The organism is Micromonospora okii, from assembly GCF_020884795.1.
Lineage (GTDB): Bacteria > Actinomycetota > Actinomycetes > Mycobacteriales > Micromonosporaceae > Micromonospora > Micromonospora okii.
Genome location: NZ_BBZF01000015.1, coordinates 33,748 through 60,312 on the forward strand (window position 1 = coordinate 33,748; position 26,565 = coordinate 60,312).

General features: G+C 73.5%; 18 protein-coding genes. 8 read left to right on the top strand and 10 right to left on the bottom strand.

Annotation, left to right across the window (positions count from 1 at the left end):
* Window positions 1-204: 204 nt before the first annotated feature.
* Window positions 205-3,102, bottom strand: a complete 2,898-nt coding sequence (locus tag LPU43_RS09710; RefSeq protein ID WP_229399939.1) for a glycoside hydrolase family 48 protein — start codon at window positions 3,100-3,102, stop codon at window positions 205-207.
* A gap of 921 nt (window positions 3,103-4,023) precedes the next feature.
* On the opposite strand from LPU43_RS09710, the gene LPU43_RS09715 reads away from it, so the two are divergent.
* Window positions 4,024-5,412 (top strand): GH1 family beta-glucosidase, encoded by a 1,389-nt coding sequence (locus LPU43_RS09715; RefSeq protein ID WP_229399940.1) that lies wholly within the window; start codon window positions 4,024-4,026, stop codon window positions 5,410-5,412.
* A 44-nt stretch (window positions 5,413-5,456) separates the two neighbouring features.
* On the opposite strand, the gene LPU43_RS09720 is transcribed toward LPU43_RS09715, so the two are convergent.
* From LPU43_RS09720 to LPU43_RS09730, 3 genes are all read right to left on the bottom strand, one after another.
* The gene (locus tag LPU43_RS09720; protein WP_255684531.1) at window positions 5,457-5,879 is read right to left on the bottom strand and encodes a roadblock/LC7 domain-containing protein; all 423 of its coding nucleotides are present in this window, start codon (window positions 5,877-5,879) and stop codon (window positions 5,457-5,459) included.
* Window positions 5,876-8,377: a sensor histidine kinase gene (locus LPU43_RS09725; protein ID WP_229399941.1), complete on the bottom strand. Its 2,502-nt coding sequence runs from the start codon at window positions 8,375-8,377 to the stop codon at window positions 5,876-5,878. Before LPU43_RS09725 ends, LPU43_RS09720 begins: the two co-directional genes overlap by 4 nt.
* 96 nt (window positions 8,378-8,473) lie before the next feature.
* On the bottom strand, window positions 8,474-9,886 hold the full coding sequence (locus LPU43_RS09730) for an FGGY family carbohydrate kinase (RefSeq protein ID WP_229399942.1): 1,413 nt from the start codon (window positions 9,884-9,886) through the stop codon (window positions 8,474-8,476).
* A 258-nt stretch (window positions 9,887-10,144) separates the two neighbouring features.
* Here LPU43_RS09730 and LPU43_RS09735 point away from each other — a divergent pair, with 258 nt between their 5' ends.
* Window positions 10,145-12,076, top strand: coding sequence for a chorismate-binding protein (locus LPU43_RS09735; protein WP_229399943.1), 1,932 nt, complete (start codon window positions 10,145-10,147; stop codon window positions 12,074-12,076).
* A 67-nt stretch (window positions 12,077-12,143) separates the two neighbouring features.
* Here the strand turns inward: LPU43_RS09735 and wrbA are convergent, their stop codons facing one another.
* Window positions 12,144-12,764 (bottom strand): NAD(P)H:quinone oxidoreductase, encoded by a 621-nt coding sequence (wrbA, locus tag LPU43_RS09740; protein ID WP_229399944.1) that lies wholly within the window; start codon window positions 12,762-12,764, stop codon window positions 12,144-12,146.
* A gap of 146 nt (window positions 12,765-12,910) precedes the next feature.
* The gene (locus LPU43_RS09745) at window positions 12,911-13,297 is read right to left on the bottom strand and encodes a hypothetical protein (RefSeq protein WP_229399945.1); all 387 of its coding nucleotides are present in this window, start codon (window positions 13,295-13,297) and stop codon (window positions 12,911-12,913) included.
* Window positions 13,298-13,472: 175 nt separating this feature from the next.
* Between LPU43_RS09745 and LPU43_RS09750 the strand changes: the two genes are divergently transcribed.
* The 3 genes from LPU43_RS09750 (at window position 13,473) to LPU43_RS09760 (ending at window position 19,569) form a co-directional block, all read left to right on the top strand.
* Window positions 13,473-14,198 carry a PRC and DUF2382 domain-containing protein gene (locus LPU43_RS09750; protein WP_229399946.1) on the top strand — a complete coding sequence of 242 codons (726 nt, stop codon included), beginning with the start codon at window positions 13,473-13,475 and terminating at the stop codon, window positions 14,196-14,198.
* A gap of 115 nt (window positions 14,199-14,313) precedes the next feature.
* A complete protein-coding gene (locus tag LPU43_RS09755; protein ID WP_229399947.1) occupies window positions 14,314-15,465 on the top strand; it encodes a winged helix DNA-binding domain-containing protein in 1,152 nt (383 codons plus the stop codon).
* 213 nt (window positions 15,466-15,678) lie between these two features.
* Complete coding sequence (locus LPU43_RS09760; RefSeq protein ID WP_229399948.1) at window positions 15,679-19,569, top strand: S8 family peptidase; 3,891 nt, start codon at window positions 15,679-15,681, stop codon at window positions 19,567-19,569.
* 53 nt (window positions 19,570-19,622) lie between these two features.
* Here LPU43_RS09760 and LPU43_RS09765 read toward each other — a convergent pair whose 3' ends face one another.
* The 4 genes from LPU43_RS09765 to LPU43_RS09780 are packed head-to-tail and all read right to left on the bottom strand — an operon-like array spanning window position 19,623 to window position 23,994.
* Complete coding sequence (locus LPU43_RS09765; RefSeq protein ID WP_229399949.1) at window positions 19,623-20,828, bottom strand: ABC transporter ATP-binding protein; 1,206 nt, start codon at window positions 20,826-20,828, stop codon at window positions 19,623-19,625.
* A gap of 11 nt (window positions 20,829-20,839) precedes the next feature.
* On the bottom strand, window positions 20,840-21,673 hold the full coding sequence (locus LPU43_RS09770) for a carbohydrate ABC transporter permease (protein WP_229399950.1): 834 nt from the start codon (window positions 21,671-21,673) through the stop codon (window positions 20,840-20,842).
* 1 nt (window position 21,674) lies between these two features.
* Window positions 21,675-22,658: a carbohydrate ABC transporter permease gene (locus LPU43_RS09775; RefSeq protein WP_305073837.1), complete on the bottom strand. Its 984-nt coding sequence runs from the start codon at window positions 22,656-22,658 to the stop codon at window positions 21,675-21,677.
* 55 nt (window positions 22,659-22,713) lie between these two features.
* Entirely contained in the window at window positions 22,714-23,994 is a 1,281-nt protein-coding gene (locus LPU43_RS09780; RefSeq protein ID WP_229399951.1) for an ABC transporter substrate-binding protein, read from the bottom strand.
* 301 nt (window positions 23,995-24,295) lie between these two features.
* Here LPU43_RS09780 and LPU43_RS09785 point away from each other — a divergent pair, with 301 nt between their 5' ends.
* The 3 genes from LPU43_RS09785 to LPU43_RS09795 all read left to right on the top strand — a co-directional run bounded on the left by LPU43_RS09785 (window position 24,296) and on the right by LPU43_RS09795 (window position 26,298).
* On the top strand, window positions 24,296-24,874 hold the full coding sequence (locus LPU43_RS09785) for a mycothiol-dependent nitroreductase Rv2466c family protein (protein ID WP_229399952.1): 579 nt from the start codon (window positions 24,296-24,298) through the stop codon (window positions 24,872-24,874).
* A gap of 157 nt (window positions 24,875-25,031) precedes the next feature.
* The gene (locus LPU43_RS09790) at window positions 25,032-25,733 is read left to right on the top strand and encodes a VOC family protein (protein WP_229399953.1); all 702 of its coding nucleotides are present in this window, start codon (window positions 25,032-25,034) and stop codon (window positions 25,731-25,733) included.
* A gap of 289 nt (window positions 25,734-26,022) precedes the next feature.
* Complete coding sequence (locus LPU43_RS09795) at window positions 26,023-26,298, top strand: hypothetical protein (RefSeq protein WP_229399954.1); 276 nt, start codon at window positions 26,023-26,025, stop codon at window positions 26,296-26,298.
* The last annotated feature ends 267 nt before the right edge of the window (window positions 26,299-26,565 follow it).

The following is a 26,565-nucleotide window of genomic DNA, read 5'->3' on the forward strand; positions in this document are numbered from 1 at the left end:
GTGATCCCTGGACGGGCTCTTTTCGCGGCAAGTTCGGCTTCGGGCGGTGGGACGGGCCGGCCGGTCCGCTGCGTTGGCCGGCCGGCCGACCCGTCCCGGCCCGACCGTCGGGTCAGGCCCCCCGCCGGCCGGGCCCATCGTTCCCCCGGGCCCGGCCGGTCTCCGGGCGGGCGGGGCCGCGCCGCCCGCCCGGAGGGATCGCGGTCACCCGTTCGGGAACAGGTTTCCGTAGTCGGCGTAGGCCATGGCGACGTCGGCCTGCGCCCAGAACCGGTGGTAGTTGAACGTCGGCTCGGGGCCGCCGTTCAGGTAGGCCTGCACCTTCGGCCAGTCGGGGTCGTTCTTGTAGAACGACCGGATGTCCAGGAAGCTCTTGCCCGAGGCGATGGTGTCGCCGTTGGGCATCTTCCCGGTCCAGCCGGACGGGACGTAGAGGCCCTGCCCGGTGCCGGCGTCGTAGACGTCGTCGAAGCGCCGGTAGTCGCCGCGCTTCTCCGGCGTCGAGACGCCCTTGGCGTCGGCCGCCGCCGACAGGGCGTCGAGCAGCCCCTTGGCGGTGGTCTTGGCCGCCGTGTCGCCGGACTTGGCCGCGTACGCGATCAGGGTCCGGGCGTAGGCGGCGGTGACGCCGACGTCCTGGCCCTTGACGGTGACCTCGACGTGCAGGTTGGTGTTGGGCTGCGGGATGCTCGGGTTCCAGTTGTTCGGCTGGCCGGTCCACTTCATGTCCGACGGGATCGACCAGTTCGCGCCGAGCGTGGTGTTGGCGATCGCCCACGGCACCCACTTGTCCAGCAGCGCCTTGGCCTTGGCGTTGCCGGTGGCCAGGTAGAGCTCGGCGATGCGCTGCATCGACCAGGCCTGCATCCCGAACCACTGGTTCGAGGGCGGGTCGTTGTAGACCGGGTCGACGTCGTAGAACATGCCGTAGAAGGTGGCGGTGCCGGCCGGCGGGGTGCCGTAGTGGCCGTCCCAGCTGTTGGTGGCGCCGCCGGCGATGCCGCCCTCGGCGGACTGGAGCCAGGTGTAGAACTCCAACTGCCGGTCGAGGCTCTTCTGCCAGTCGGCGACGGCGGTCGGGGACTGCGGCTTGAGCTCGGCCACGTTGGTCAGCGCCCAGGCCGCGAACGGGTTCTGGTAGCCGAAGTGGTTGTGGCTGGAGCCGATGCGCCACGACCAGTTCTGGTTGGGCTCGTACGCGCCGCCCCAGGCGTAGTACCAGGACATCAGGTAGTGCGCCGAGTCCTTGCCGGTGCCGGCCGGGCAGGTGGTGGGCCCGACGCAGTTGCCGATCTTCTTGAAGTACTTGTCGAACATGGCGTACCGCAGGTAGTCGCCCATCTTCGCGGCCTTGGTCACGGTGGCGGCGATGTCGGCCTGCTTGTTCTGCGCCTTGGCCCAGGTCAGGGCCCAGTACGCGGCCTGCACGGCGCGGGCGTCCGCGTCGGGGGCGTTGGTGTACTTCCACTGCTTGGCGGGGGCGTTGGCCTCCTTGACGAACAGGTCGAGGTAGCCGTACTGGCCGCCGTGCTTGAAGGTGTCGCAGGACGGCTGCGGGATGGTCTCCCACACCGACTCCTGGGTGCCCCGCTGGAAGGTGTTGATGTACGCCGGGCGGCTGGTGCCGTCGCCGCAGCGGCCGAAGCCGTAGGTGTTGTCGACGTCGAGCAGCCAGTGCATGCCGTAGATGTCGCCGGTGCCGTAGGTGCTCTGCAGCTCCGAGCGCAGCGGGTCCGCGCCGACGGAGACGTTCGCCTCCAGCGCCGAGGGGTACTGGCTGGGCAGGTTGTGCTCCGCGGCGTACTGCGGGGTGCCGGCGGAGCCGGCCGTGGACTGGTCGGCGTGCGACGGGATGATGTACTTCTCCATCACCGTCCAGGCGTTGTTGAACGGGGCCCAGTTCTGGGTGGCCCGCCCGTAGTAGGCCTCCAGCCACAGCCAGAAGCTGAACGCCTCGGAGGTGGTCTCGTGGCCGTGGTCGGGCGCCTCGACGATCAGCGTCTCGACCGAGTGGTACGGCACGCCCTCGGGGCTGAAGTAGCCCGAGTTCTTGATCTTGCCGTACTGGTCGAGGAACTTCTTGAGGTAGTCGTTGTCCCCGCCGGGGACGTCGTTGTCGACCTCGGTGGCGGTGACCGCGAGCGGGGCGAGGCCGGTGCCGGAGGCGGTGATGGTGGCGGTGCCGCCGACGGTGTCGGCGTCCTCCGCCGCCGCGACCGTGACGGTCGTCCCGGTGTTCCAGTTCGACGGCGTCAGGGTGACCGAGGCCGGCGTGGCGGTGATGTCGCTGTCGCCGGTGCGGGTGAGCGTCACCGGGACGTTGGCGGTCGGGGCCGCGCTGAGCTTGAGGTTGAACGTCGCGGTGCCGCCCTCGCTCACGCTCACCGAGGACGGGGTGGCCACCAGCCGCGGGCCGGAGGCCGGGGCGACGGTGAACGCCTTCTCGGCGACGGCGACGCCGTTGGCGTTGTCGTACGCCTTGGCCTGGACGGTGTAGCTGCCGGCCGGCAGGTCCTCCAGCGTGTAGCCGTACGGGGCGGTGGTGTCGGTGTTGACCAGCAGGCCGTTGCGGTAGAACTCGACCTTGCTGATCGTGCCGTCCGGGTCGCTGGCGGTGGCGGTCAGCGGCACGTCCGCCGGGGCCTCGAAGGGCCCGGTCGGCACGCCGAGGGAGACCGTCGGCGGCTGGTTGGCGGGGGTGCCGTTGCAGGCCACGCCGTTGAGCGTGAACGCGGTGGGCTTCGGGTTGCTGCCGGAGTAGCTGCCGTTGAACCCGATGGTCGTCGACGCCCCGGTGCCGAGGCTGCCGTTGTACGACTCGTTGGTCGCGGTCACCTCGCTGCCGGTCTGGCTGTACTTCGCCGACCAGCCCTGCACGACCCGCTGGCTGCTGTTGGGGAACGTCCACTTCAGCGTCCAGCTCGTGACGGCGTCGCCCAGGTTCTTGATGGTGATGTTGGCGGTGAAGCCGCTGCCCCAGTCGTTGGTGGCGTAGACCACGTCGCACGCCGGCGCGGCCTGCGCGGCGCCGGCGGGCAGGGCCACCCCGGTCGCGGCCAGCGCGGCGGCGGCGAGCATCGCCGTTCGGCGACGTCTTGCCATGAGTCTCATCTGCGCGGTGTCTCCTCGGACCAGGCCGGGGCGCGGGGCCCCGGCGGGAGCGCCTCCACATGCCGTGGCACGGGGGGACGGAGGCGCTCGGGAATTGGTGGTCGATCCGGCCCGGCCGGGGTGGGGACGGGGCGTCGGCGCTGGTCGACAGCGCCCGCCGTCCTCCTGTAGGGGGTGCCGTCCGGAAACCGGATGCCCTCGGCGACCCGCGCTCACGTGAGCTGGCTCCTCGTCGCGGTGTTCGACAGTCTTGCATGGAAGCGCTCCCACAACAAGGAGCGACCGACGAAGCGCAGTCAGATGTTTCGATCTCGTTCTGGGGGTTTCACAAACTCGTAACGGGCGTTACAGTCGCAGCATCGCCGATGGGAGCGCTTCCATCGACGATGGTCCACACAAGATGTTGACCGGGATCGTCGTGCCCGCGACGTTTCCGGCGCAGCCCGAAGGCTGACGGCGGGCCAGCCCGGACACCGCCGCCAGCCCCATCCACCGCACCGGAGGGAGGTGGAACCAGAGCCACTCGCGTGGCCCGGCTCCCGCGCGACACGCACGACAGGACGCCAATTCCGCTCGTGCGTGTGTGCATCACAGGTGGGGACGGGGGTTGCCCTCCCCCGTCCCCACACTAAACCCCCCGACACCATGGGAAAAGAGGCCGACGGGTCAGGCGTGTCCGCCACCCGCCCGGCCTCGCTCGCTGTCGGCGCACGCCGGCGGGTGGGTCACACCCCCGACCGACGCCCCGGCGCCGCCTCCCCGTCCGCGCGTCCGCGCATCCGGCCGCGCCCGGAAGAAGTCCGCCCCGCAGAGCCGATCCGCCGCCGGCGGCCTCGGCCGGCCCCGCCTGCCTTATGCTGGGAGCGCTCCCGGCCGCGACGGCGGGGCACCCCACCACGAGGAGAAGGCCCCATGTCGATGCACACCCGGCGGCTGCCCAGCCCCGCCGCACCCTCCGCCGCCGACGGGGCTCCCGGCCCCGGGGCCGAGCTGCGCTTCCCGGCCGGCTTCGGCTGGGGCGCCGCCACCTCCGCGTACCAGATCGAGGGCGCCGCCAAGGAGGACGGCCGCGGCGAGTCGGTCTGGGACACCTTCAGCCGCACCCCGGGCCGCACCCGCAACGGCGACACCGGCGACGTCGCCGCCGACCACTACCACCGCTGGGCCGACGATCTCGACCTGATGCGCGACCTGGGGCTGGGCAGCTACCGGTTCTCCATCTCCTGGCCGCGCATCCAGGCCGACGGCACCGGCGCGCCCAACCAGCGGGGCCTCGACTTCTACCGCCGCCTCGTCGACGGGCTGCACGAGCGGGGCATCTCGCCGATGGCCACCCTGTTCCACTGGGACCTGCCCCAGGCGTTGCAGGACACCGGCGGCTGGGAGAACCGCGACACGGCCTACCGCTTTGCCGAGTATGCCGAGGTGCTCTTCCGGCACCTCGGCGACCGGGTGCCGGTCTGGCTGACCATCAACGAGCCGAAGACCGTGGTGCAGAACGGATACCTGGAGGGCCACCACGCCCCCGGCTTCCAGGACCCGCAGGCGGCGTACCTGGTCGCCCACCACCTCCAGCTCGCCCACGGCCTGGCCGTGCGGGCGCTGCGCGCCACCGGCGCCGGCCGGATCGGCCCCGCCCTGAACCTGCACCCCTGCTACCCGGCCGACGACAGCGCCGAGGCCGCCCGGGCCGCGCGCCTCCACGACGGGTACGAGAACCGCCTCTACCTCGACTCGATCCTCAAGGGCAGCTACCCGGCCGACGTGCTGGCCGACCTCGGCCCCGACAGCCGGATGGCGCGCGGCATCGCCGACGGCGACCTGGAGATCGTCGCCTCCCCGATCGACCTGCTGGCCGTGCAGTACTACACCCCGTACTACGTCGACGGCGAGGGCGGCACGGTCAGCCGCTGGCCCACCTCGCAGGCCGACTGGCAGCAGATCTACCCGGACGGCATGTACGACATCCTGACCCGGGTGACCCGGGACTATGGGCCGGTCCCGCTGACCGTCACCGAGAACGGCCTGCCGCAGGCGGACGTCCTGGCCGCCGACGGGACCGTCGACGACGCCGGCCGGATCAGCTTCCTGCGCGACCACATGGCCGCCGCGCACCGGGCCGTCGGCGACGGCGTGCCGCTGGAGAGCTACCACGTCTGGTCGCTGCTGGACAACTTCGAGTGGGCCGAGGGGTACGAGCAGCGCTGGGGCCTGGTCTACGTGGACTACCCGACCCAGCGCCGGGTGCTCAAGCGCAGCGCGCACTGGTACCGCGAGGTGATCCGGGCCAACGGCCTGTAGCAGGCCCGGGGCGGGCGCGACGGTGTCGTGCCCGCCCCGCGCGCTCAGCGGGGCAGCGCCTGCTGGAGCTCGGCCCGCAGCGCCGGGGTGAGCATCTCCCCCGCCTGCTTGACCAGCCGGGCCATCTCGTAGCCGACCACACCGACGTCGGCGTCCCCGGCCGCCAGCGTGGCCAGGATGGACCCGTCGCGGATCTGCATCACCAGGAAGTAGCCGCGGCCCATCTCCACCACGGTCTGCTTCACGATGTCGTCGTCGAACATCCGCGCCGCCCCGGCGGTGATGCTCATCAGCCCCGAGGTCACCGCCGAGAGCTTGTCGGCGTGGTCGCGGGGCAGGTGGTCGGAGATCGCGACCAGCAGCCCGTCCGACGAGACCACGATCGCGTGCACCACCCCCGGCACCCGCTCCACGAATCCGCTCACCAGCCAGCTCAGGTCCCGTGCCTCCTGGCTCAACGTGGTCACTCATCTCCCCCTTCGGTCCGCCCGCCGGACGGCGGCCGGACAAACTCGACGGTCTCCTCGGCCTCGGCGCGCCGCATCCCGCTGTAGAGCCGCGACAGCATGCCACCCACGGCCTCCGGGTCCGGGTCGTGCCGCGGGGCCGGCTGCTGCGGTCGCGCGGGTCGCGTCGTGGCGGCGAGCTGGGCCATCGGCACCCGGACCGGCAGGCCGCGCGCGTTGGTGCCGCCGGTCACCGGCACCACGGGCGGCGCCGGGGCGGATGTCGCGCCGGCCGCCGGGCCCTGCCGGGACCACCAGCCGCCCCCGCCCCCGGCGGGCTGCCCGGCCGCCGGGGCGAGCACGTCCTCGGCCCGCACCGGCACCGGCCGGGGCTGCCGCGACGCGGCCACGGCGGGCGGGCGGCGCCCGGCCACCGGCAGCTCGGTGGGGTCCGCCGGGACGGCGGCGACCCGCCGGGGCGGCGGGGCGGTCAGCATCCGAGGGAACGGCGGGTCCAGTTCCGGCGTCGGGGCGGTGAGCAGGACCATCGGGAGCCGCACCCGGGCCACCAGCCCGTCGGGGTCGGCGTGCAGGCGCACCTCGACGGCGTGCCGGGCGGCCAGATGGCTGACCACGAACAGGCCCATCCGCTCGGACGCCGCGACGTCGGCGGCCGGCGGGGACGCCAGCACCGCGTTCGCCTCGGCCAGCCCGGTCGGGCTCATCCCCAGCCCCCGGTCGACGATCTCGACCAGCGCGCCGGTCCCCTCGTGCCGCGCGCTGACCAGCACCGTGGTGTCCGGCCGGGAGAAGGCGGTGGCGTTCTCCAGCAGCTCGGCGAACAGGTGCACCAGGTCGGCCACGACGTGCCCGACGACGTGCAGCTCGGCCACCTGCTCGTGGCGCACCCGCTGGTACTGCTCGGTCTCGGCGGTCGCGGCCAGCAGCACCGCGGCGAGCCCCACCGGGCGTCTCCACCGCCGGGTCGACTCGCTGCCGGCGAGCACCAGCAGGCTCTCGTCGTTGCGGCGCAGCCGGGCGGCGATGTGGTCGAGCCGGAACAGGTTCTCCAGTTGGTCCGGGTCGCTCTCCTCGCGTTCCAGGCCGTCGAGGAGCTCCAACTGCCGCTCCACGAGGACCTGGCTGCGCCGGGCGAGGTTGACGAACATCAGGTTGACGTTGCGGCGCATGGTCGCCTGCTCCACGGCGACGCTGACCGCGCTGCGGTGCACCGCCACGAACGCCTCGGCCAGCTCCCCCATCTCGTCGAGCGAGCGGACCACGGCGGGTGGCACCTCGATGTCGGGCACCCCGCCGGAGACCTGGCGCAGCCGCTCCAGGGCCTCGGGCAGCTCGACCTGGGCGATCCGCAGCGCCCGGCCGCGCAGCAGCCGCGTCGACCGGGCGATGCTCCGCCCGACCAGCACCGAGATCAGCAGGGCCGCCAGCAGCACGGCGAGGATGCCGCCGACCACGAGCAGCGTGGTCCGGAGCTGGCCGGCGCTGGTCTGCTCGGCCTCGGTCACCGCGTCGTCGACGACGCCGGCCTCCAGTTGCCGCAGCAGCTCCTGGCGCTGCTCGCTCGCCGCCCACCACTGCGGGGCGGCCAGCACCGCCGGCGCGGCGCGGCCGTCCGGCAGGCTCTGCTCCTCCAGCCGGGCGGCCGTGTCGAACGCGGGGTTGGCGGAGACCGCGTCGAAGCGGCGGATCTGCTCCTCGGTGGCCGCCAGCCGGAACGCGCCGAGGGCGGTGAGCAGTCGCGCGCGCAGGTCGGTCAGCTCGACCTGGTCCTCCACCCCGTACCGGCCGGTGCGGGCGGCGGCGTACAGCTCGGCGCGGACCCGGGAGGAGAGCTCCTTGACCCGGGCGAGCTGGACGTAGCGCAGCACGCTGTCGCCCAGCGCCCGCCGCCCCTCCCCCGGTGAGGGCTGGGCGAGCAGGGTCAGCAGGGCGGAGATCGCCCGGTGGTAGTTGTCGAGGATGGTGTCGCTGTCCAGCACCGCCGGGGGCACCGCCGCCCGGATGTAGACGACCTGGTCGTACGCCTCCAGCGCCGCCGCGTACGCGACCCGCCAGGCGGCCCCGGCGTCGGCGTCGCGCAACGGGGCCGCCGCCCGGCGCAGGTCCTGCACGGCGGTGTCGGTGGCGGCGCGCAGCGGCGCCAGCGCGGCGATCGCGGTGTCCCGGTCGCCCTGTCCGCCGACGCGGCGCAGCTCGGCCAGCTCGCCGGCGGTGCGGTCGCGCTCCTGCTGGAGCTGGTGCACGGCGGCGGTGATCTCCCGGCCGATGGCGACCTGGTCGGCGAAGTCGCCCAGCGCGGTGGTCTGCCCGACCAGGCTCCGGGTCTGGATGCCGGCCAGCACCAGGAACGCCACCGAGGGGACCACGAGCACGGTGACGAGCTTGGTGCCCATCCGCCAGTCCCGCAGCCGCAGCGGCGAGCGCCGCCGGTGCGGCACGACCCGGACGTCGAATCGGCTCCGGCGGTGGTTAGACGCCCCGTCGGGACCTGCGCCCACACATGCCTCCTAGGCCCCTGGGGTCATCCACCGCAGGGCCGGGGTCCATCCAACCAGCCGGGCCGGTCCTGTCAATGGGCCTTCCTGAGTGGAAGATCAGGAAGGGTACCGGGGGTCGCGCCGTCCTGACGGTGCCGGTGAGGGCGCCTCGTCCGTCCGGCCGATGCCGACCAGCGGGACCGGCTCGCCCAGCCGGCCGAGCGCCACCCGGGCTGCGCCGGTCGCCCCGATCTCCGGGTCGGGCCGGTACCACACCCGACGGGGCCCGAGCACGGCCGCGAAGGACCGCCGCCACCAGTCCGACGCGGCCATCGCCCCGCCGCCGAGCACCACCTCGACCCGGCCGTCCACGGTGGACTCCAGCTCGACGAGGTCGGCGGCGACCAGCCGGCAGACCCCGGACATCAGGCCGGCCAGGATGTCGACCGCCCCGGTGTTCAGGCTCAGCCCGCGCAGCCGGCCGGAGCCGGCCGGGGCGCGACCGGGCGGCCGGTCCCCGCCGAAGCGCGGGTCGGCGTCGACCCCGCCGGCCGGGTCGATCCGGGCCAGCGCGGCCTCCAGCTCGGCCCCCTCCGGCAGCCGCAGCTCCCGGTTGGCCCAGTGGAACAGGTTCCCCCCGGCCGAGTACGCGGCCCCGGTGACCACGTGGTGGTGGTCGACCCGGTACCGCCACAGCCGCTCGGGCAGCGCCGGCAGCTCCGCGCCGACCGGGGCCGGCTGGACCAGCCGGACGGCCGCCGAGGTGCCCACCGTCACCGCCGCGCGGTCGGGGCCCGTCGCGCCGGAGCCGACGTTCGAGGCGGCCCCGTCGCCCACCGGCGCCGCCCAGGCGGCGTCCGCGAGCTGCGGCCAGCGGCGGGCGTGCTCGGGCCGCAGCCTGCCGCGCCAGCCCTCGGGGGCCAGCTCGGGCAGCTCCCCCGGGCCCACACCGGCCAGCTCGCACGCCTCCGCGTCCCAGCTCAGCGCCCGCAGGTCGAGCAGGCCGGTGCCGGAGGCCTGGGAGACCGACATGGGGGCCGCGTCGAGCAGCCCGCCGAGCACGTACTCCACCAGGCCGACGAAGCGGGCCGGGACGGTGCCGGCGTGCCCGCGCAGCCACGGCAGCCGCACCGACCAGTAGCAGCGGTGCCACCAGGCGCCGGTGCGCAGGTGGAACGCATCCGCGTCGGCCGGGCCGGCCGCGCCCGTGGGCGGCTCGGGGCGGGTGTCGAGCCAGGTGAGCACCGGGCCGAGCGGCTCGCCGGCGCGGTCGACGGGCAACACCGAGTGCCACTGGGCGCTGGTGGCGACGAGGCCGACGTCGCGCAGGTGCCCGCCGGCGGCCAGCTCGTCCAGGCAGTCGGCGAGGCAGGCGAGGTAGGCGGGACCGTCCAGGGTGCCGGTGCCGTCGTCGTCCACGGTGAGGCGCAGCCGGCGACGGGCGAGGGCGCCGGGGCGCGGCGCGGCGTCGGAGTCCAGCACGAGGCCCCGCACGGAGGAGGTGCCCAGGTCGAGCGCGAGGATGTCCATCGTCGATCACCGTACCTGTCCGGCGGCGGGGCGGCGGGGCGGCGGGCGGTCCCGTAGGGCGGGATCGGACTCCCGGCGGGTGGTCCGGCGCGTAGGGTGAGGCACATGCCCGCGCACCCGACCCGCTGGTGGCCCGCCGACCCGGCGGCCCACCCCCGCGCGTAGCTTCCCCACGCGGCCGCCCGACGAGGCGGTCGCCGGTCTCCCCGGCCCCGGGGCCGCCTTCGGCGGCGGCGCCCGGCCACCAGGAGAGACCCGATGACCAGCCCGCACCGCCTGCTCGCCGACGCCACCGGCGGCGTCGACCCCGGCCCCTTCGCGCTCGTCCGCCGCGAGGGCGCCGACCACCTCGACCTCTTCACCGGCACGGTACGCCCGGTCGACCGGCTCGCCGACATCCCGCTGCCCGACGGACCGGCCGGCCCGCGCACGCTCGCGCTCGTGCCCTACCGGCAGGTCACCGAGCGCGGGTTCGCCTGCGTGGACGACGGCGCCCCGCTGGAGTGCCTGGAGATCACCGGGCACGCACGGCTGCCCCTGGACGACGCGCTGGCCGCCCTGCCCGACGCGCCGGTGCGCACCACGGGGGCCGGCTTCGACGTCTCCGACGCCGAGTACGCCGACATCGTGGGCCGGGTCCTCGCCGAGGAGATCGGGCGGGGCGAGGGCGCGAACTTCGTCGTCCACCGCACCATGCGGGCCACCGTGCAGGGCCCCCCGCTGGTGGCCGCCCTGGCCGCGCTGCGCCGGCTGCTGCTGCGCGAGCGCGGCGCGTACTGGACGTTCGTGGTGCACACGGGCACCCGCGTGCTGGTCGGGGCGAGCCCGGAGCGGCACGTCAGCGTCGACGACGGCCTGGTTTTGATGAACCCGATCAGCGGCACCTTCCGGCACGGCGGCACGGCCGACCGGGCGGCGCTGCTGCGGTTCCTCGCCGACCCGAAGGAGGTCGACGAGCTGTACATGGTGCTCGACGAGGAGCTGAAGATGATGGCCCGCGTCGCCGAGCGCGGCGGGCAGGTCGTCGGCCCGTACCTCAAGGAGATGTCGCACCTGGCGCACACCGAGTACCTGCTGGCCGGGCGGGGCCGCCTGGACGTGCGGGAGGTGCTGCGGGAGACCATGTTCGCCCCCACCGTGACCGGCAGCCCGATGGAGAACGCCTGCCGGGTGATCGCCCGGCACGAGGCGACGGGGCGGCGCTACTACGCCGGGGTGCTGGCCCTGCTGGGCCGCGACGAGGCCGGCCGGCAGACCCTCGACGCGCCCATCCTGATCCGTACGGCCGAGATCTCCCCCGCCGGGGAGCTGCGGGTGCCGGTCGGGGCGACCCTGGTGCGGCACTCCACCCCCGAGGGGGAGGTGGCCGAGACCCACGCGAAGGCCGCCGGGGTGCTGGCCGCGCTGGGCCTGCGGCCCGACGCCCCGGCCCCGGGGCCGGGCCCGGTGCAGCGGCTGGCCGACGACCCCGAGGTACGGGCGGCGCTGGCCGCCCGCAACGCCCCGCTGGCCCGGTTCTGGCTGGACCAGCGGCCCCCCGGCGCGGTGGCGCTGGCGGGGCTGGCCGGCCGCCGGGCGCTGATCGTGGACGGGGAGGACACCTTCACGGGGATGCTCGCCCACCAGTTGCGCGCCCTCGGCCTGGCCGTCGAGGTGACCCCGTGGCACGCCACCGGCCCCACCGACGGGCACGACCTGGTGGTGGCCGGCCCCGGCCCCGGTGACCCCCGGGAGGTGGGGCAGCCGAAGATGGCCGCCCTGCGGGGCCTGCTCGCCGGGCGGCTCGCCGCCGGGGCGCCCACGCTGGCGGTCTGCCTGAGCCACCAGCTCCTGGCCGGGCTGCTCGGCCTGCCGCTGCACCGACGGGACGCGCCCTACCAGGGGGCGCAGCGGGACGTGACGGTCTTTGGCGCGAGCCGGCGGGTGGGGTTCTACTCCACCTTCACGGCCCTGGCCGACGCGGACCGGATCGCCACCGCGTACGGGCCGGTGGAGCTGTCCCGCGACCCGGACGACGGGGCGGTGCACGCGCTGCGCGGGCCCGGCTTCGCCGGGGTGCAGTTCCACCCCGAGTCGGTGCTCAGCCGCGACGGGCTCGCCGTCCTGGCCGACGTGCTCGCCCACCTGATGTCGGTGCCGCCGGGCCGGTCGCCGGTCGGGTCGGGGCATGGAACGGCCGAACGGGGGTAGTGACCCGTCGACCGGCGGCGCGGGCGGGCCGAGAGCCCCCGTCCGCGCCGCCGGCTTCCCCTGCCGGTCAGCCGGCGGCCAGGCCCTTCTTCAGCGCCGCGCCGATGCGCACCGCCCGCCGGGCGGTCAGCGCGCTCGCGCCCAGCGCGACGGAGTCCGGCGGGATCTCGCCGTTGTTGCTGGTGTGCGAGGCGCCGTACGGGTTGCCGGCGACGAACTGGCTCGCGTCCGTGTAGCCGGGGGTGACCACCACGCCGCCCCAGTGGTAGAAGACCGTGAGCAGGGAGAGCAGCGTCGACTCCTGGCCGCCGTGCGACGTCGCGGTCGAGGTGAACGCGGCGTACACCTTGTCCGCCAGCGCACCGTTGGCCCAGAGCGGGCCGGTGGTGTCGATGAACTGCTTGAGCTGCGCGGCGATCATGCCGTAGCGGGTCGGCGACCCGAAGATCACCACGTCGGCCCAGGAGAGGTCGTCGGGCTCGGCCTCCTCGACCTCCTGGGTCTGGAGGCGGTGCGCCTCCCATCCCGAGTTGGAGCGGATCGCCTCGTCCGGCGCCAGCTCGCGCACCTTGCGCAGGCGGACCTCCGCACCGGCCTCACCGGCGGCCTCGGCGGCGGCCACCGCCATCTGGTACGTGATGCCGGTCGCGCTGTAGTAGATCACCGCGACCTTGATCGGGCCGTCCATGAGATCCCTCCTCGGTTCGGGTCAACTCCGGCGACTACCCGCCCCGCACGGCGGCAAACGACGCGGCGGCGTCCGCCGGGACGGGTTCGCAGCCTGTCCGGCACGCGCCGCACCGTCGCCCTCCCGAACGGGACGGGGCAGCCGGTTCAGTCCAGCTTGTCGCGCAGGTCGCCGACCCGCTGCTCCAGCCGGTCGACGGCCTTCTCGTTGTTGACGAAGGTGCTGATCCCGGCCGCCAGGGCCAGCCCGAGCAGCACCGCGAGGGCGCTGAGCACCAGACCGCCGATGGCCACCCCGCGCCCGGTCACCCCGGGCCGGCCCGCCATCCTCAGGCCGAAGATGCCGAGGACCACCCCGATGACGCCGAGCAGCAGACCCACCCAGGCCAGGATGGCCGTCAGCACGCTGAGCAGCCCGGCGACCCCGAACACCAGGGCGAAGGTCGCCGCGGCGCTGGTCTTGGCCCGGCCGGCCGACGGCCGCCGCCCGGTGGACACCCCGGCCCCCCGGGCCGGGTCGTTGGACGCGGTCATCCCACACCTCGCATTCGTCGCGTCGCTCCGCCCCGCCGCATCCCCGCTGCGCCGGGGCCCATGCCTCGCACCGGGCCCGTTTCCGCCGCGCTGCTCCTATCCACCTCCGTCCCCGGGAATGTGCCCGGCGGCTGCCGGGTAGCCAGGGCGTGACCCACGAGAGGAAGGACGAACCATGCGACTGACCGAACAGCAGATCCGATCTCTGTACGGGCAGGACGTCCAGGACCGCTCGGGCGCGAAGATCGGCAGCGTGGGCCAGGTGTGGGCCGACGCCGCCGGTGAGCCGACCTGGGTCAGCGTGAAGACCGGGGTGATGGGCCACCACGAGTCGATGGCCCCGCTGGGCGCGGCCACGCTGCGCGAGGACACGCTGAGCCTGCCGTACGACAAGGCGACCGTGCGCAGCGCGCCCAGCGTGGAAACGGGCACCGACCAGCCGCTGGACGCCCAGCAGCTCGCCCAGCTCTACGCGCACTACCAGCTCCAGCAGCCCGGGACGCAGGCCCAGGGGCGGCAGCGCCGGGAGGGGCCGGAGGTCATCCGCTCCGAGGAGCGGCTGCACGTCGGCACCGAGAGCGAGCCCGCCGGCACCGCCGTGCTGCGCAAGCACGTCGTCAGCGAGGACGTGCACACCACCGTCCCCGTGGAGCACGACGAGGTGCGGGTCGAGCACGAGCCCGTCGCCGCCGGCGACCGTCGGGCGCGGGCCGACATCGGCGACGAGGAGCAGGAGATGACGCTGCGCGCCGAACGACCCGTGGTGAGCAAGGAGCAGGTCCCCGTCGAGCGGGTGCGCCTGGCCAAGGACGAGGTGGTCGAGGACCGCGCCGTCGACGAGCGGCTGCGCCGCGAGCAGGTGGAGGCCGACGTGCCCGAGCCGGCCCGTCGTCACGCCTGACGCACGGCCGGCACGACCCCGGGCGGGTGGACCCTGCGGTCCGCCCGCCCGGTCGCGCCCGCGTCGTCGGTGCCCGGTCCTATGCTGTCGCCTCGACGGACGGAAGGCGGCGCACATGGCGACGAGCGGCACGAGGAGACGGGCCGGGTCGACGACGCTCGCCGGCACGGCGGAACTGACCGCCGCGCAGGCCCTCGCGCTGCGGATGACCAGCCTGCTGCTGCGCCCACACCCCGCCGCCCGGCCCGGCGACGTGGCCGGGGTGGTCGAGTGGTTCGGCGCGATGCAGGCGCAGGACGTGGCGAGCGGCCTGTGGTCGCTCGGGCTGCGCCTGCCCGGCTGGACGCAGGCCGACGTGTGGGAGGCCCTGGAGCGGCGGGAGGCGCTGCGCACCTGGCCCATGCGGGGCACCGTGCACCTCGTCCCGTCGCGGGACGCGCGCTGGATGCTGGAGGTCACCGGCGTACGGGCCCTGGCCGGGGTGGAGCGACGGCGGGCGGTCCTCGGGCTCACCGAGGCCGAGGCCGACCGGGCCGCCGACGTGCTCGGCGCGGCGCTGGCCGGAGGGGGCCGGCTCACCCGCGCCCGGTGCCTCGCCGTGCTCGACGAGGCCGGGATCGCCACCACCGGGCAGCGCGGCTACCACCTGCTCTGGTACGCGGCCCAGCGCGGCGTCACCTGCATCGCCCCGCACGTCGGCACCGAGCAGACCTTCGCCCTGCTCGACGAGTGGGTGCCCGACCCGCGCCGCCCCGAGCGCGACGAGGCGCTGGGCCTCCTCGCGCTGCGCTACTTCCGCAGCCACGGCCCGACCACCCGGCAGGACTTCGCCGGCTGGACGGGCCTCACCGCCGCCGACGCGAAGCGGGGCATCGCCGCCGCCGGGGACGCGCTGACCACCGTGACGGTCGACGGTGCGGAGGCGGTCGTCGACCCGGCCCTGCTCGACGCGCCCCGGGAGCCGGTGGACGACGTGCACGCGCTTCCGGGCTTCGACGAGTACCTGCTGGGCTACAAGGACCGGTCGCTGATGGTCGACGCGGAGCACAGGCAGGCGATCATCCCCGGCAACAACGGGATGTTCCAGTCCACCGTGGTGCGTGGCGGCCGGGTGGTCGGCACCTGGAAGCGCAGCCTCGGCCGGACCGGGGTCGGCGTGACGGTGCGGCAACTGGTGCCGTTCGACGGGGCCGCCCGGGCCCGCGTCGAGGAGGCGTTCGAGGGTTACGCCCGCTTCGTCGGGCTGCCGCTCCACCACTCCTGGTGACCGGCTGCGGCGAGGCGCGGCGGAAACGTCGCGCAACCCGACTTATCCACCGTGGACCTACGGATGCGAGCGGTCCGCCACGAACCACAGTCGATCCTCCTTTATCCAGAGTAGAAGCCAAAGGTGCCCCCTACCAGGGAAAACATTAAGAAAGGATCTTCACAGTGCCGCTGCGGCTGCGGTAGCTTCAGGCATCCCGCAAGGAGGATGTCAATGTTTGCTGCGCGGTTAACCCGTGCGCTCGCCGCCGCTGCCACCGGCACGGCGTTGGTCCTGAGCGCCACCCAACCCGTGCTCGCCGCACCGGCCACACCGGACGGCCCGCCGCCACCCAACACCCCGTCGGCCCCACAGCCCGAACCGGGGGAGATCGGCACCCACCGCGTGCCGCTGCTCACCGGCGACACGGTCACCGTGACCACCGGCCGCGACGGTCGGTCGACGTACTCGGTCGACACGGCCGACGACCCGACCCGGTCCGCCACGTTCACCGTCACGGGCAGCGACGACGACCTGTTCGTCATCCCGTCCGACGCGGAGCCGTACGTCACCTCCGGTCTGCTGGAGCGCGACCTGTTCAACGTGCGCGAGCTGGTCCGCCAGGGGATCACCGACGCCGCGAAGAGCGTGCCGGTGATCGTCACCTTCCAGGGCGACCCGGCCCCCAAGACCCTGGCCCGGCAGGCCGACGCGCTGCCGGCCAGCGCGAACGAGCGCACCCTGGCGAGCATCGACGGGGCCGCGCTGAGCGTGTCGACGGCCGACGCCCGGCAGTTCTGGGACTCGCTCGCCCCGGCGACGACCAACGGCACCGCCCGCGCCGCCCTCAGCAAGGGCGTCAAGAAGGTCTGGTTGGACCGCAAGTTCAAGGTCAACCTGGCCCAGAGCGTGCCCCAGGTCGGCGCCCCCGCCGCGTGGGCGGCGGGCGTCACCGGGACCGGCGTGAAGGTCGCGGTGATCGACACCGGTATCGACCCGGCCCACCCGGACCTCTCCGGCAACATCGCCGGCATCGCCAACTTCACGCCCGAGGCGGACGGGGTCGACTACCACGGCCACGGCACGCACGTGGCCTCCACGGTCGCCGGCAGCGGCGCCGCCTCCGGCGGGCGTCACAAGGGCGTCGCGCCGGGTGCCCAGGTGCTCTCCGCGAAGGCCCTCGACCGCAGCGGGTCCGGGCAGGACTCCTGGATCATCGCCAGCATGGAGTGGGCCACCGCGCAGGGGGCCGACGTGGTCAACATGAGCCTGTCGGCGCCCAACACCACCGACGGCACCGACCCGATGAGCCAGGCGGTCGACTCGCTGACCGCCTCCACCGGCGCGCTGTTCGTGGTCGCCGCCGGAAACAACTACGGCGACCTCGCCATCGGCAGCCCCAGCGCGGCGAGCAGCGCGCTGACCGTCGGCGCGGTCGACAAGGCGGACGCGCTCGCTCCGTACTCCAACCGTGGCCCCCGCTACGGTGACGCGGCGGTCAAGCCGGAGATCACCGCGCCGGGCACCGACATCGTGGCCGCCCGCGCCGCCGGCTCCCCCTGGCCCGCCGTGGAAGGGCAGTACACCCGGGTCAGCGGCACCTCGATGGCCACCCCCCACGTCGCCGGCGCCGCCGCGCTGCTCGCCCAGGCCAACCCGGACTGGACGGCGACGCAGCTCAAGGACGCGCTGGTGACCAGCACCAAGGCCGGCGCCTACGCGTGGTGGCAGGGCGGCACCGGGCGGCTGGACGTCCCGCGCGCCCTCCAGCAGCGCGTCTACGGCACGGCCACGGTCAACGTGGGCAGGATCGCCGGCGCGTCGGCGCCGATCGAGCGCAAGGTCACCTACACCAACTCCGGTGCCGCCCCGGTCACGCTGGGCCTCGCGCTGGACGTGAAGGCGTTCGACGGCAAGCCGATGCCCGCCGGTTCCGCCGCGCTCTCCGCGACCAGCGTCGTCGTCCCGGCGAAGGGCACCGCCCAGGTGACCCTCACGGTGGACCCGAAGGCCGTTCCGACCGGCGGGTACGGCGGCATGCTGCTCGCCAAGACCGCCGACGGCTCCGTGTCGGTGCGCACCGGCGTGTCCTGGTACAAGGAGACCGCGACGCAGCCGGTGACCGTTCGGCTCATCGACTCGAAGGGCGACGCCCCGCGCCCGCAGACGGTCGGCGCGATCCGGATCGACAACCCGGTCGACAACGACCCGATGACGCGGCCGGCGTACTACGAGCAGTCCCGCGACGGCGTCGTGACGATGCAGCTGCCGGTCGGCGTGTACGACATCCAGGTGGCGCTGATGGAGCACGAGGAGGACGTCAAGCGGGCGACGCTGATGACCGAGACCGAGGTGCGGGTCGACGGGCCGACCACGGTGACGTTGGACGCCCGCAAGGCGGTCAACGTCCGGCCGCCCACGGCCGAGCCGACCGACATGCCGAGCGTCACCTTCGGCACCCTTCGCGGGCTGGCCGACAACTCGGTGCTGCCCTTCTCGGTGCTCATCGGCGGCAGCCAGTACGAGGGCTACGCCACGCCGACCAAGCCGGTGAAGTACGGCTTCCTCGAGTTCCAGAACCAGTGGACCCTGGCCGAGTCGCTCGTGGACCTGCGACTGCGGGGCGGAGGCCGGCTCGCCCCGGACTACGACCTGCTCTCCGCCAGCAGCCACCTGAACGGCAAGAAGCGCAGCCTGCCGGTGGCGTTCGCCGGTTCCGGTAGCCCGAAGGAGCTGGCCGCGGCCGGCGTCAAGGGCAAGGCGGCGCTGATCCGGATCCAGATTCCGGCCGACATGGAGTGGCCGTGGCGGCACGCGCACGCGCAGAACGAGGCACGTGCGGCACGGGACGCCGCAGCCGCCGCGGGGGCCGCGACCGCGCTGATCTACGTGGACGTCGCCGGGGCTCCCGCGCTGCTGGGCAGCCTCGTGCCGAGCACCGACACGATGCTCGCCCTCACGCTGTCCCGCGCCGAGGGTGAGTCGCTGCGCAAGGGCGGCAAGAAGACCACCGTCACCCTGGACGGCAACCCCGGCCCGTCGTACGTCTACCACCTGCGTCGGGACCACAACGGCGTGCCGAAGACGCCGGAGCGGCCGGTGAACCCGAAGGCGATGGTGAAGCTGAACACGAGCTACCACGCCGACAAGCCGCACATGATCGACTCGATCTGGGGCTCGCTGGGCCCGCGCGACCCGTGGTCCGCGCAGAGCACCTGGCGGTTCCCCGGCCCGACCGCGCGCACGGAGTACGTGGGCGAGGGTGACCACCAGTGGCTGCGGTACATCGTGCAGGTCGGCACGACCGAGTCGGGCGCGCAGGAGCAGTTCTGGTGGACCTCGGAGGACTACTTCCGGGCGGGCACCCCCAGCCGGAACGAGTCGTGGTTCGCCGCGCCGCTCCGGGTCGGGGCGCTCGAGGTCACGTCTCCGGTGGTGCGGGCCAACACCTGCGGGTTCTGCCGGGACGGCGACATCTTCCTCGCCGGGCAGTACTGGGTGGACGGCAACGCCGGGCACAGCATGCCCGCCTCCACCGCCAACAGCACCTGGAAGCTGACCCGCAACGGCGTGGTGATCCCACCGCTGGCCTCGTCCCCGCGCCGCTTCCAGCTTCCGGCGGGGTCGGGCGTCTACCGCCTGGAGACCACGGACACCGGCTACGGGCTCACCTCGGTCCGGACCCTCGCCCCCCGGGTGGACTCGGTCTACACCTTCCGCTCGGAGACCCCGGCGAAGGGCGCCCCGGCCGGGTACGCCTGCCCGTCCGGCACCGGGCCGTGCGCCTTCCAGCCGGTGCTTCAGCTCGACTACGACCTGGGTCTGGACCTGAACAACAAGGCCAAGGCCGGCTGGGCGCACAAGTTCACGATCACGGCGGCTGCGCACGGGTCCACCCCCGGCAAGCCGAAGGCGAAGGGGATGTCCGTCTCGACGTCGACCGACGGCGGCGCCACCTGGCACCGCGCGTTGGTGGTGCCGAACGGCGGCGGGCGGTTCAACGTCTACACCCTTCACCCGAAGTTGTCCCGCACCGACGGCTTCGTCTGGCTGAAGGTCAACGCCTGGGACGCGAACGGCAACCGCACCGAGCAGACCGTCCAGCGGGCGTACGGCCTGCGGTAGGTAGCTCATGACGTGGGGCGCGGCCGAGACCCGGCCGCGCCCCACCGTCGTTCTCAGTCCGCGAGCGCGCCGGACGACCGGCCCTCGTGGAGGGTCAGGTTCCGCCCCGTGGACGGGTCGAACAGGTGGATCTTCTCCAGGTTGAACCAGACCCGGCGGTCCTCCCCCTCCCGTACGGCGGACTCGGCCGACAGGCGGGTGACGAGGCTCGCGCCGCCGCCGCTGAAGTCGGCCCCCGCGTCGGCGGCCAGCTCCTCCAGCTCGGCGGCGCTGGCGCGCTCCCCCTCCACCGTGAAGTAGACGTACTTGTCGGAGCCCATCGACTCGACGATGTCCACCGGCGCGGAGAACTCCAGGCCCCGGCGGCGGGTCTCGTCGTCGACCAGCTCGGCGTCCTCGAAGTGCTCGGGGCGGATGCCGAGGATCAGCTCGCGGGGCGCGTCGTTGGCGGTCAGCTCGCGACGGATGCGCTCGCCGATCGGCACGTCGCCGATCGCGGTGCGCAACTTGCCGTCGTCGACGGCGGCGTGCAGGAAGTTCATCGACGGCGAGCCGATGAAGCCGGCCACGAAGAGGTTGCGCGGGTGCTCGTACAGCTCCTGGGGCGGGCCGACCTGCTGGATCGCGCCCCCGCGCATGATCACCACGCGGTCGCCGAGGGTCATCGCCTCGGTCTGGTCGTGTGTGACGTAGACCGTGGTGGTGCCGAGCTGCTTCTGGAGCCGGGACACCACCGTGCGCATCTGCACCCGCAGCTTCGCGTCGAGGTTGGACAGCGGCTCGTCCATGAGGAACGCCTTGGGCTGGCGGACGATCGCCCGGCCCATCGCCACCCGCTGCCGCTGGCCGCCGGAGAGGTTGGCCGGCCTGCGGTCCAGCAGCGGGGTCAGCTCCAGCACCTTCGCCGCCTCCTCGACCTTGGAGTTGATCGTCTCCTTGTCGAGCTTGGCCAGCTTCAGCGGGAACGCCATGTTCTCCCGGACGGTCATGTTCGGGTAGAGCGCGTAGGACTGGAACACCATCGCGATGTCCCGGTCCCGGGGGGCCTTGTCGTTGACCCGCTGCCCGCCGATGCGCAGCTCGCCGTCGCTGATGTCCTCCAGCCCGGCGATCATGTTGAGGGTGGTGGACTTCCCGCAGCCGGAGGGGCCGACCAGGATGACGAACTCGCCGTCGGCGATCTCCAGGTCGATGTCCTGCACCGCGACGGTTCCGTCCGGGAACCGCTTGCTCACCTTGTCCAGCACGATGTCAGCCATGACTACACCACCTATCCCTTGACTGCGCCGGAGGTCAGGCCGGAGACGATGCGGCGCTGGAAGAAGAGCACGAACAGGATGATCGGAACGGTGATCACCACCGCGGCTGCGCAGATCGCCCCGGTGGGGTCCTCGAACTGCGACTCGCCGGTGAAGAACGACAGCGCCACCGGCACCGTGCGGGCCCGCTCGGTGGAGGTGAGCGTGATGGCGAACAGGAAGTCGTTCCAGCAGAAGATGAAGACCAGGATCGCCGTGGTGAACAGCCCCGGCGCGGCCAGCGGGGCGATGACCCGCCGGAACGCCTGGCCCTGGGTCGCGCCGTCCATCTTCGCCGCCTTCTCCAGGTCCCACGGGATCTGCTTGAAGAACGCCGACAGCGTGTAGATCGCCAGCGGCAGGGCGAAGGTGATGTACGGCAGGATCAGCCCCGGCCAGGTGTCGAAGAGGCCGAGCTGCCGCTCGATCTCGAACAGCGGCGACACCAGCGACACCTGCGGGAACATCGCGATCAGCAGGGAGACGCCGACCAGCAGCTTCTTGCCCGGGAAGTCGAGCCGGGAGATCGCGTACGCGGCCATCGCGCCGAGGACCACCGCGATGAGCGTGGCGATCAGGGCGATACCGATGGAGTTGACCAGGGCCCGGACGAACTGGTCGGTGGCGAAGATCGTCTTGTAGTTCTCCAGCGTCCACTCCCGGGGCCAGAACCTCCCGTCGGTGATCGTGGCCGGGGTCTTGAACGACAGCGAGGCGATCCAGAGCACCGGGACCAGCGCGAAGACGACGACGATGACGTCCAGCAGGCCCCAGCGCAGCTTCGCGCGCGTGGTGGTTTCGGCCATGTCAGCGCCTCTCCCCCTCGTCGCTGCCCGGGGCAGCGGTGCCGAACAGCTTCACGAAGACGAACGCGATGACCGCGACGGTGAGGAAGATCAGCACCGACATGGTCGACCCGATGCCGAGGTTGAGGCCCCGGATCAGGTTGTTGTAGGCGAGCATCGACACCGACGAGGTCTCGTTGCCGCCGGCGGTGAGCACGAAGATGTTGTCGAAGACCCGGAACGCGTCGAGCGTGCGGAACAGCAGAGCGACCAGGATGGCCGGCTTCATCACCGGCAGCATCACCTTGGTGAACCGCTGCCACGCGGTCGCGCCGTCGGTGGACGCCGCCTTGAGCAGGTCCTCCGGCACCAGGGCCAGACCGGCCATCAGCAGCAGCGCCATGAACGGCGTGGTCTTCCAGATCTCGGCGAGCATGATGATCGCCAGGGAGCTGGCCCGCTCGGTCAGCGGCGCGCCGTCGCTGAAAAGGTTCGCCAGGTAGCCGGTGCCGGGCGTCCACGCGTACCGCCAGGAGAACGCGGCGACGACCGTGACGATCCCGTACGGGATCAGCGCCGCCGTGCGGACGATGCCCCGGCCCACCAGGGTCCGGTGCATGATCAGCGCCAGCCCCATGCCGAGCACCAGCTCGACGACCACGGTGACCACCGTGATCAGGGCGGTGACGCCGAACGCCGTCCACCAGAACCCGTTGGTCAGCACCGTCACGTAGTTCTCCAGCCCGACGAACTTCCGCTCGTCGGGGAAGCGCAGGTCGAACCGCTGCAACGACAGCCAGACCGAGTAGATGATCGGGTACGCGGTGACCAGCACCATGACCAGCGCTGCGGGGGCGCAGAGCAGCCAGCCGAGCTTCCGTTCGGCCTTCTTGTTCTCGCTCAGCGGGGCTTTGGACCGGCGGCCGGAGTGCTGGGCGGGCACGGCCGGCTTCCCGCTCTCCTCGGCCGCGACCCGCGCCCCGGCCGGGGTGGCGTTCACGCTCACTGTGCCTCCTTGGTTCGCGACTGCGGGGCTCGCAGACCCGGCTCACTCCTCACGCTCATGGGAGGACCCCCTTCGATTCCAACGCGTCAGCAATCGCGTCGCGCAGCTCGTCGGCGGTCTGCTCGGGCCGGATGTCCGCAGGCGGCGACAGGATCGCCGACATCACCGTGGAGATGCTCTGATACGCCGGGGTCAGCGGGCGCGTGGCCGGCTCCTTCAGCTCCTCCAGGATGGTCTCCTTCATCGGGTACGCCTCGTCCATCTCCGGGTCGTCGTAGACCTTCTCGATGGTCGGCGGCACGCCGTCCTTGACCGCGGAGAACTTCTGGTTCTTGGCGTTGCGCAGGCACCGGGCCGCCTCGAACGACTCCTCCGGGTGCTTCGAGTACGCGCTGACGGCCATGTTCGCGCCGCCGATGGTGACCTTGCTCGGGGTGTCCGCGTCGACGCCCGGCACCCGCGCCCACTTGACCTTCTTCGCCAGCTCCGGGTCGGCCTCCTGCAACGCCGGGTAGACGAAGGGCCAGTTCACCTGGAACGCCCCGTTGCCGGCCTGGAACTCCAGCCGGACCGGGTCCTCGGTGGCGTTGCTGAACGACGGCGACGTCACCCCGGCGGTGGCGAGCCGCTTGAGCTGGTCGAGCGCCCGCACCGCGCCCTCGTCCATCACGGCCTGCTTGCCGTCGTCGCTGAGGATCTTTCCGCCGGCGCTGGCGGCCAGGGTGTTGTAGAGGACGACCAGGCCCTCGTACTGCGCACCCATGGTGAGGAACTGGTACGGCTTGCCCTGGCCCTTCAGCTCCTGGGCGGCTGAGATCATGTCGTCCCAGGTCTTCGGCGGCTGCTGCACCAGGTCGGTGCGGTACCACAGGAGCTGGACGTTGGTGTGCTTCGGCGCGCCGTACAGCTTGCCCTGGTAGCGGGCGGTGTCCAGCGGCCCGGCGAGCGTGCCCTGCTCCACCTCGGCCTTGTCCTGCCCGGTCCACTCCCGGATCCAGTCCGCGCTGGCGAACTCCTGCGTCCAGGTGACGTCGAGGCCGAGCACGTCCATCCCGGTGTCCTCGGCGGCGAGCCGGCGCACGAGCTGCACCCGCTGGTCGTCGGCCTGGCGCGGCAGCACCCGGTAGGCGATCTTGTAGCGCCCACCGGCCTCGGCGTTGCAGTCGTCGACGACCTTCTGCATGTTCTGCTCGGGCGGGTAGTACAGGTTGATGGTGGGCGTACCGCCGTCTCCGCCGGAGCCGCACGCGGCCAGCGGCGCGACCAGCGTGAGCGCGGCGGCGGTCGCCACCGCGCGGACGGCGGGTCGGCGCCGACGTCGAGCCGGGTCTGTCATCGTCCTCCCCCTCTCTTCGGCGAAGGCCGGGGAGATCGACCCGTGCCCCGGCGCACGGCGGAACGGCCGGATCCCGGGCGTTTCGTGCGGGGGACACTGCCCGACCCGCCGATCCGCGAAACCTGACGGCAACCGACCCCACACCGAGCCCCCGCAAGCCCCGGTTTTCGCGCGCACTCTCACCGAGAACGTGCCCGTCGCAGGCCGAATGGCCACGCTTTCCGTGAATGAGCCGAGCCGCCCCGGCGGGTGGGGAAGTGACCGTTCGGGGCGTTCGGGGCGGCGCGCGTACGCTCGGGCGATGGATGCCACCTTCTTCTTCGATCCGCTCTGCCCGTGGACCTGGCGCACGTCGCGCTGGCTGGTGGCCGTGGCCGACGCCCGGGGGCTCGCCGTCGAGTGGCGGTCGTTCAGCCTGGCCATCCTCAACGAGGGGAACGTGCCGCCCCAGTTCGCCGGGGCGATGGCCGCGTCCAACCGGGCGCTGCGGCTGGTGGAGGCGCTGCGCGCCGACGGCCGTGCCGAGGGCGCGGGCCGGTTCTACGCCGAGCTGGGCGCGCGCACCCACGACGCCGGCAACCCGCTGTCGGGCGAGCTGGTGGAGGCGGCCGTCGAGGCCGCCGGCCTCACCTCGGCCGCGCCGGCCCTCGACGACGAGCGCTGGGACGAGGCGGTACGCGAGTCGCACGCCCTGGCGTACGCGTCGGCCGGCCCGGACGTCGGCTCGCCGGTGCTGATGGTGCCCGGCGCGGAGCGCGGCATGCACGGCCCGATCCTGACCGAGGTGCCGGGCACCGACGACGCCCTGACCATCTGGGACTCGCTGCTGCCGCTGCTGCGGCTGCCGGCCTTCCACGAGATCAAGCGCGGGCGCCGCTGACGATCGGGCCATCCCGCGACGGCCCGGCGCGCCCACGGCCCGCGACGGTGCGGCGGCGACCACGGTGCCCGACCGCCGGGCGGCGACCACGGTGCCCGGCGGCACGTGCGCGGTGACGGGGCGGCGGAGCGGGCGGCCGGACCGGCATGATGGGCGGATGATCGCCCGGTTCAAGGACCTGTGCATGGACGCCTGTGACGTTCCCCGGCTCGCCGGCTTCTGGGCCGGCGTGCTCGGCGGCCGGGTCGTCGACGTCGGGGGCGGGGACGCCCGGGTGGATGTCAGTGGTCGCGCCGACGCCGAGTCGATCTGGGTCAACGGGGTGCCGGAACCGCGCACCGCCAAGACCCGGGTGCACCTGGACCTGCGGCTGGCCGAGGCGGAGCCGACGGCGCTGCTGGCGGCCGGTGCCCGGCTGATCCGGGAGCCGGACGTGGAGATCGACTGGTGGGTGCTGGCCGACCCGGAGGGCAACCAGTTCTGCGCCTTTCCCCCTCGGCCGGGGGCCGCGCCCGGCCCCTTCGAGCTGGTGGTGGACAGCGCCGACCCGGCCGCCCAGGCGACCTGGTGGGCGGGCGTGGTCGGCGGCCGGGTGGAGACGACCGAAGACGGCACGACGGTGCTCCTCGGCGCGGGGGGCTTCCCGTGGCGTCGCTGGGGCTTCGAGGCGGTGGCGGAGCGCAAGCGGGTCAAGAACCGGGTGCACTGGGACGTCGACCTGGCCGGCCCCGACGCCACCCGGTTGATCGTCGCCGGCGCGGCACTGCTGCGCGAGCCCGACGACGACATCTCCTGGTGGGTGCTGGCCGACCCGGAGGGCAACGAGTTCTGCGCCTTCGCGCCGCGTACCGCCGCCTGAGCCGCGCGTACCGCCGACTTGCGGTACGCCCTCCGGACGACCCCTGCCCGCCCGATCGGTGGGTTGTCGGGCGATTCCCCGCCGCCGCTCCCCCGGTTGGGCATGATCGTTGACGACGAGGAGGTGCCTTGCTCCTGGCGGCCTGCGCGGCGGCCCCGCAGACCGGCTGGACCCCGCTGGCCGGGCCGGTCGAGGTGGGCCTCGCCCTGCGCTGCCCGCCCGGCGTGCCGACCGGGGTTTGACCGACGCCCGCGGTGGGGTACCGCGGACGCCGACGAAGGGAGTGCCGATGTCGGAGCCACATGTCACGCTGAACCCGAGCGGGCTCGACCCCGTGCAGCAGAAGCTGCGGGGCCCGCTGGAGGACCAGTTGACCTCGGCCCTACAGGCGGCCACCGGGCGCGTCCGGGCCAGCTACGCGGGCGAGCCGGTCGAGCAGGTCTGCCAACGGTTGCTGGACGAGACGCGCTCCGGGTTGCACCCGGACATCGCCGCCGGCTTCCAGCCGGACATGGACGAGTTCTGCCGGGTGGCGGTGGCGATCGTCCGGGGCGAAGTCGACTGACCGCAGGACCCAGCGCCGGCCCGGGCGCGGGACGCGGACACCGGCCCGGGACGCGGACATGGGTCAGGACCGGGCCGCAACTTCCCGGCCCTGACCCGCCAGCCGTCCGGCGTGACGGCGGAGGTCCGTCGGGTCGAGCGCGTGGACGCGGCACGCCGCCCACGCCGGGCTCGACGCGACGAGCCGACCGCCCGCACTCAGCTCCACGGTGCTCCACCACCGGACTCCGGCGCGTTCCCGACCCACCCCGACGGGCCGCGAACGCCG

Bases quoted from the DNA above. Each gene is read 5' to 3' on its own strand.
- LPU43_RS09710 (WP_229399939.1), bottom strand. From the start codon at position 3,102: ATGGCAAGACGTCGCCGAACGGCGATGCTCGCCGCCGCCGCGCTGGCC.
- LPU43_RS09715 (WP_229399940.1), top strand. From the start codon at position 4,024: ATGTCGATGCACACCCGGCGGCTGCCCAGCCCCGCCGCACCCTCCGCC.
- LPU43_RS09730 (WP_229399942.1), bottom strand. From the start codon at position 9,886: ATGGACATCCTCGCGCTCGACCTGGGCACCTCCTCCGTGCGGGGCCTC.
- LPU43_RS09735 (WP_229399943.1), top strand. From the start codon at position 10,145: ATGACCAGCCCGCACCGCCTGCTCGCCGACGCCACCGGCGGCGTCGAC.
- wrbA (WP_229399944.1), bottom strand. From the start codon at position 12,764: ATGGACGGCCCGATCAAGGTCGCGGTGATCTACTACAGCGCGACCGGC.
- LPU43_RS09745 (WP_229399945.1), bottom strand. From the start codon at position 13,297: ATGACCGCGTCCAACGACCCGGCCCGGGGGGCCGGGGTGTCCACCGGG.
- LPU43_RS09750 (WP_229399946.1), top strand. From the start codon at position 13,473: ATGCGACTGACCGAACAGCAGATCCGATCTCTGTACGGGCAGGACGTC.
- LPU43_RS09755 (WP_229399947.1), top strand. From the start codon at position 14,314: ATGGCGACGAGCGGCACGAGGAGACGGGCCGGGTCGACGACGCTCGCC.
- LPU43_RS09760 (WP_229399948.1), top strand. From the start codon at position 15,679: ATGTTTGCTGCGCGGTTAACCCGTGCGCTCGCCGCCGCTGCCACCGGC.
- LPU43_RS09765 (WP_229399949.1), bottom strand. From the start codon at position 20,828: ATGGCTGACATCGTGCTGGACAAGGTGAGCAAGCGGTTCCCGGACGGA.
- LPU43_RS09770 (WP_229399950.1), bottom strand. From the start codon at position 21,673: ATGGCCGAAACCACCACGCGCGCGAAGCTGCGCTGGGGCCTGCTGGAC.
- LPU43_RS09780 (WP_229399951.1), bottom strand. From the start codon at position 23,994: ATGACAGACCCGGCTCGACGTCGGCGCCGACCCGCCGTCCGCGCGGTG.
- LPU43_RS09785 (WP_229399952.1), top strand. From the start codon at position 24,296: ATGGATGCCACCTTCTTCTTCGATCCGCTCTGCCCGTGGACCTGGCGC.
- LPU43_RS09790 (WP_229399953.1), top strand. From the start codon at position 25,032: ATGATCGCCCGGTTCAAGGACCTGTGCATGGACGCCTGTGACGTTCCC.
- LPU43_RS09795 (WP_229399954.1), top strand. From the start codon at position 26,023: ATGTCGGAGCCACATGTCACGCTGAACCCGAGCGGGCTCGACCCCGTG.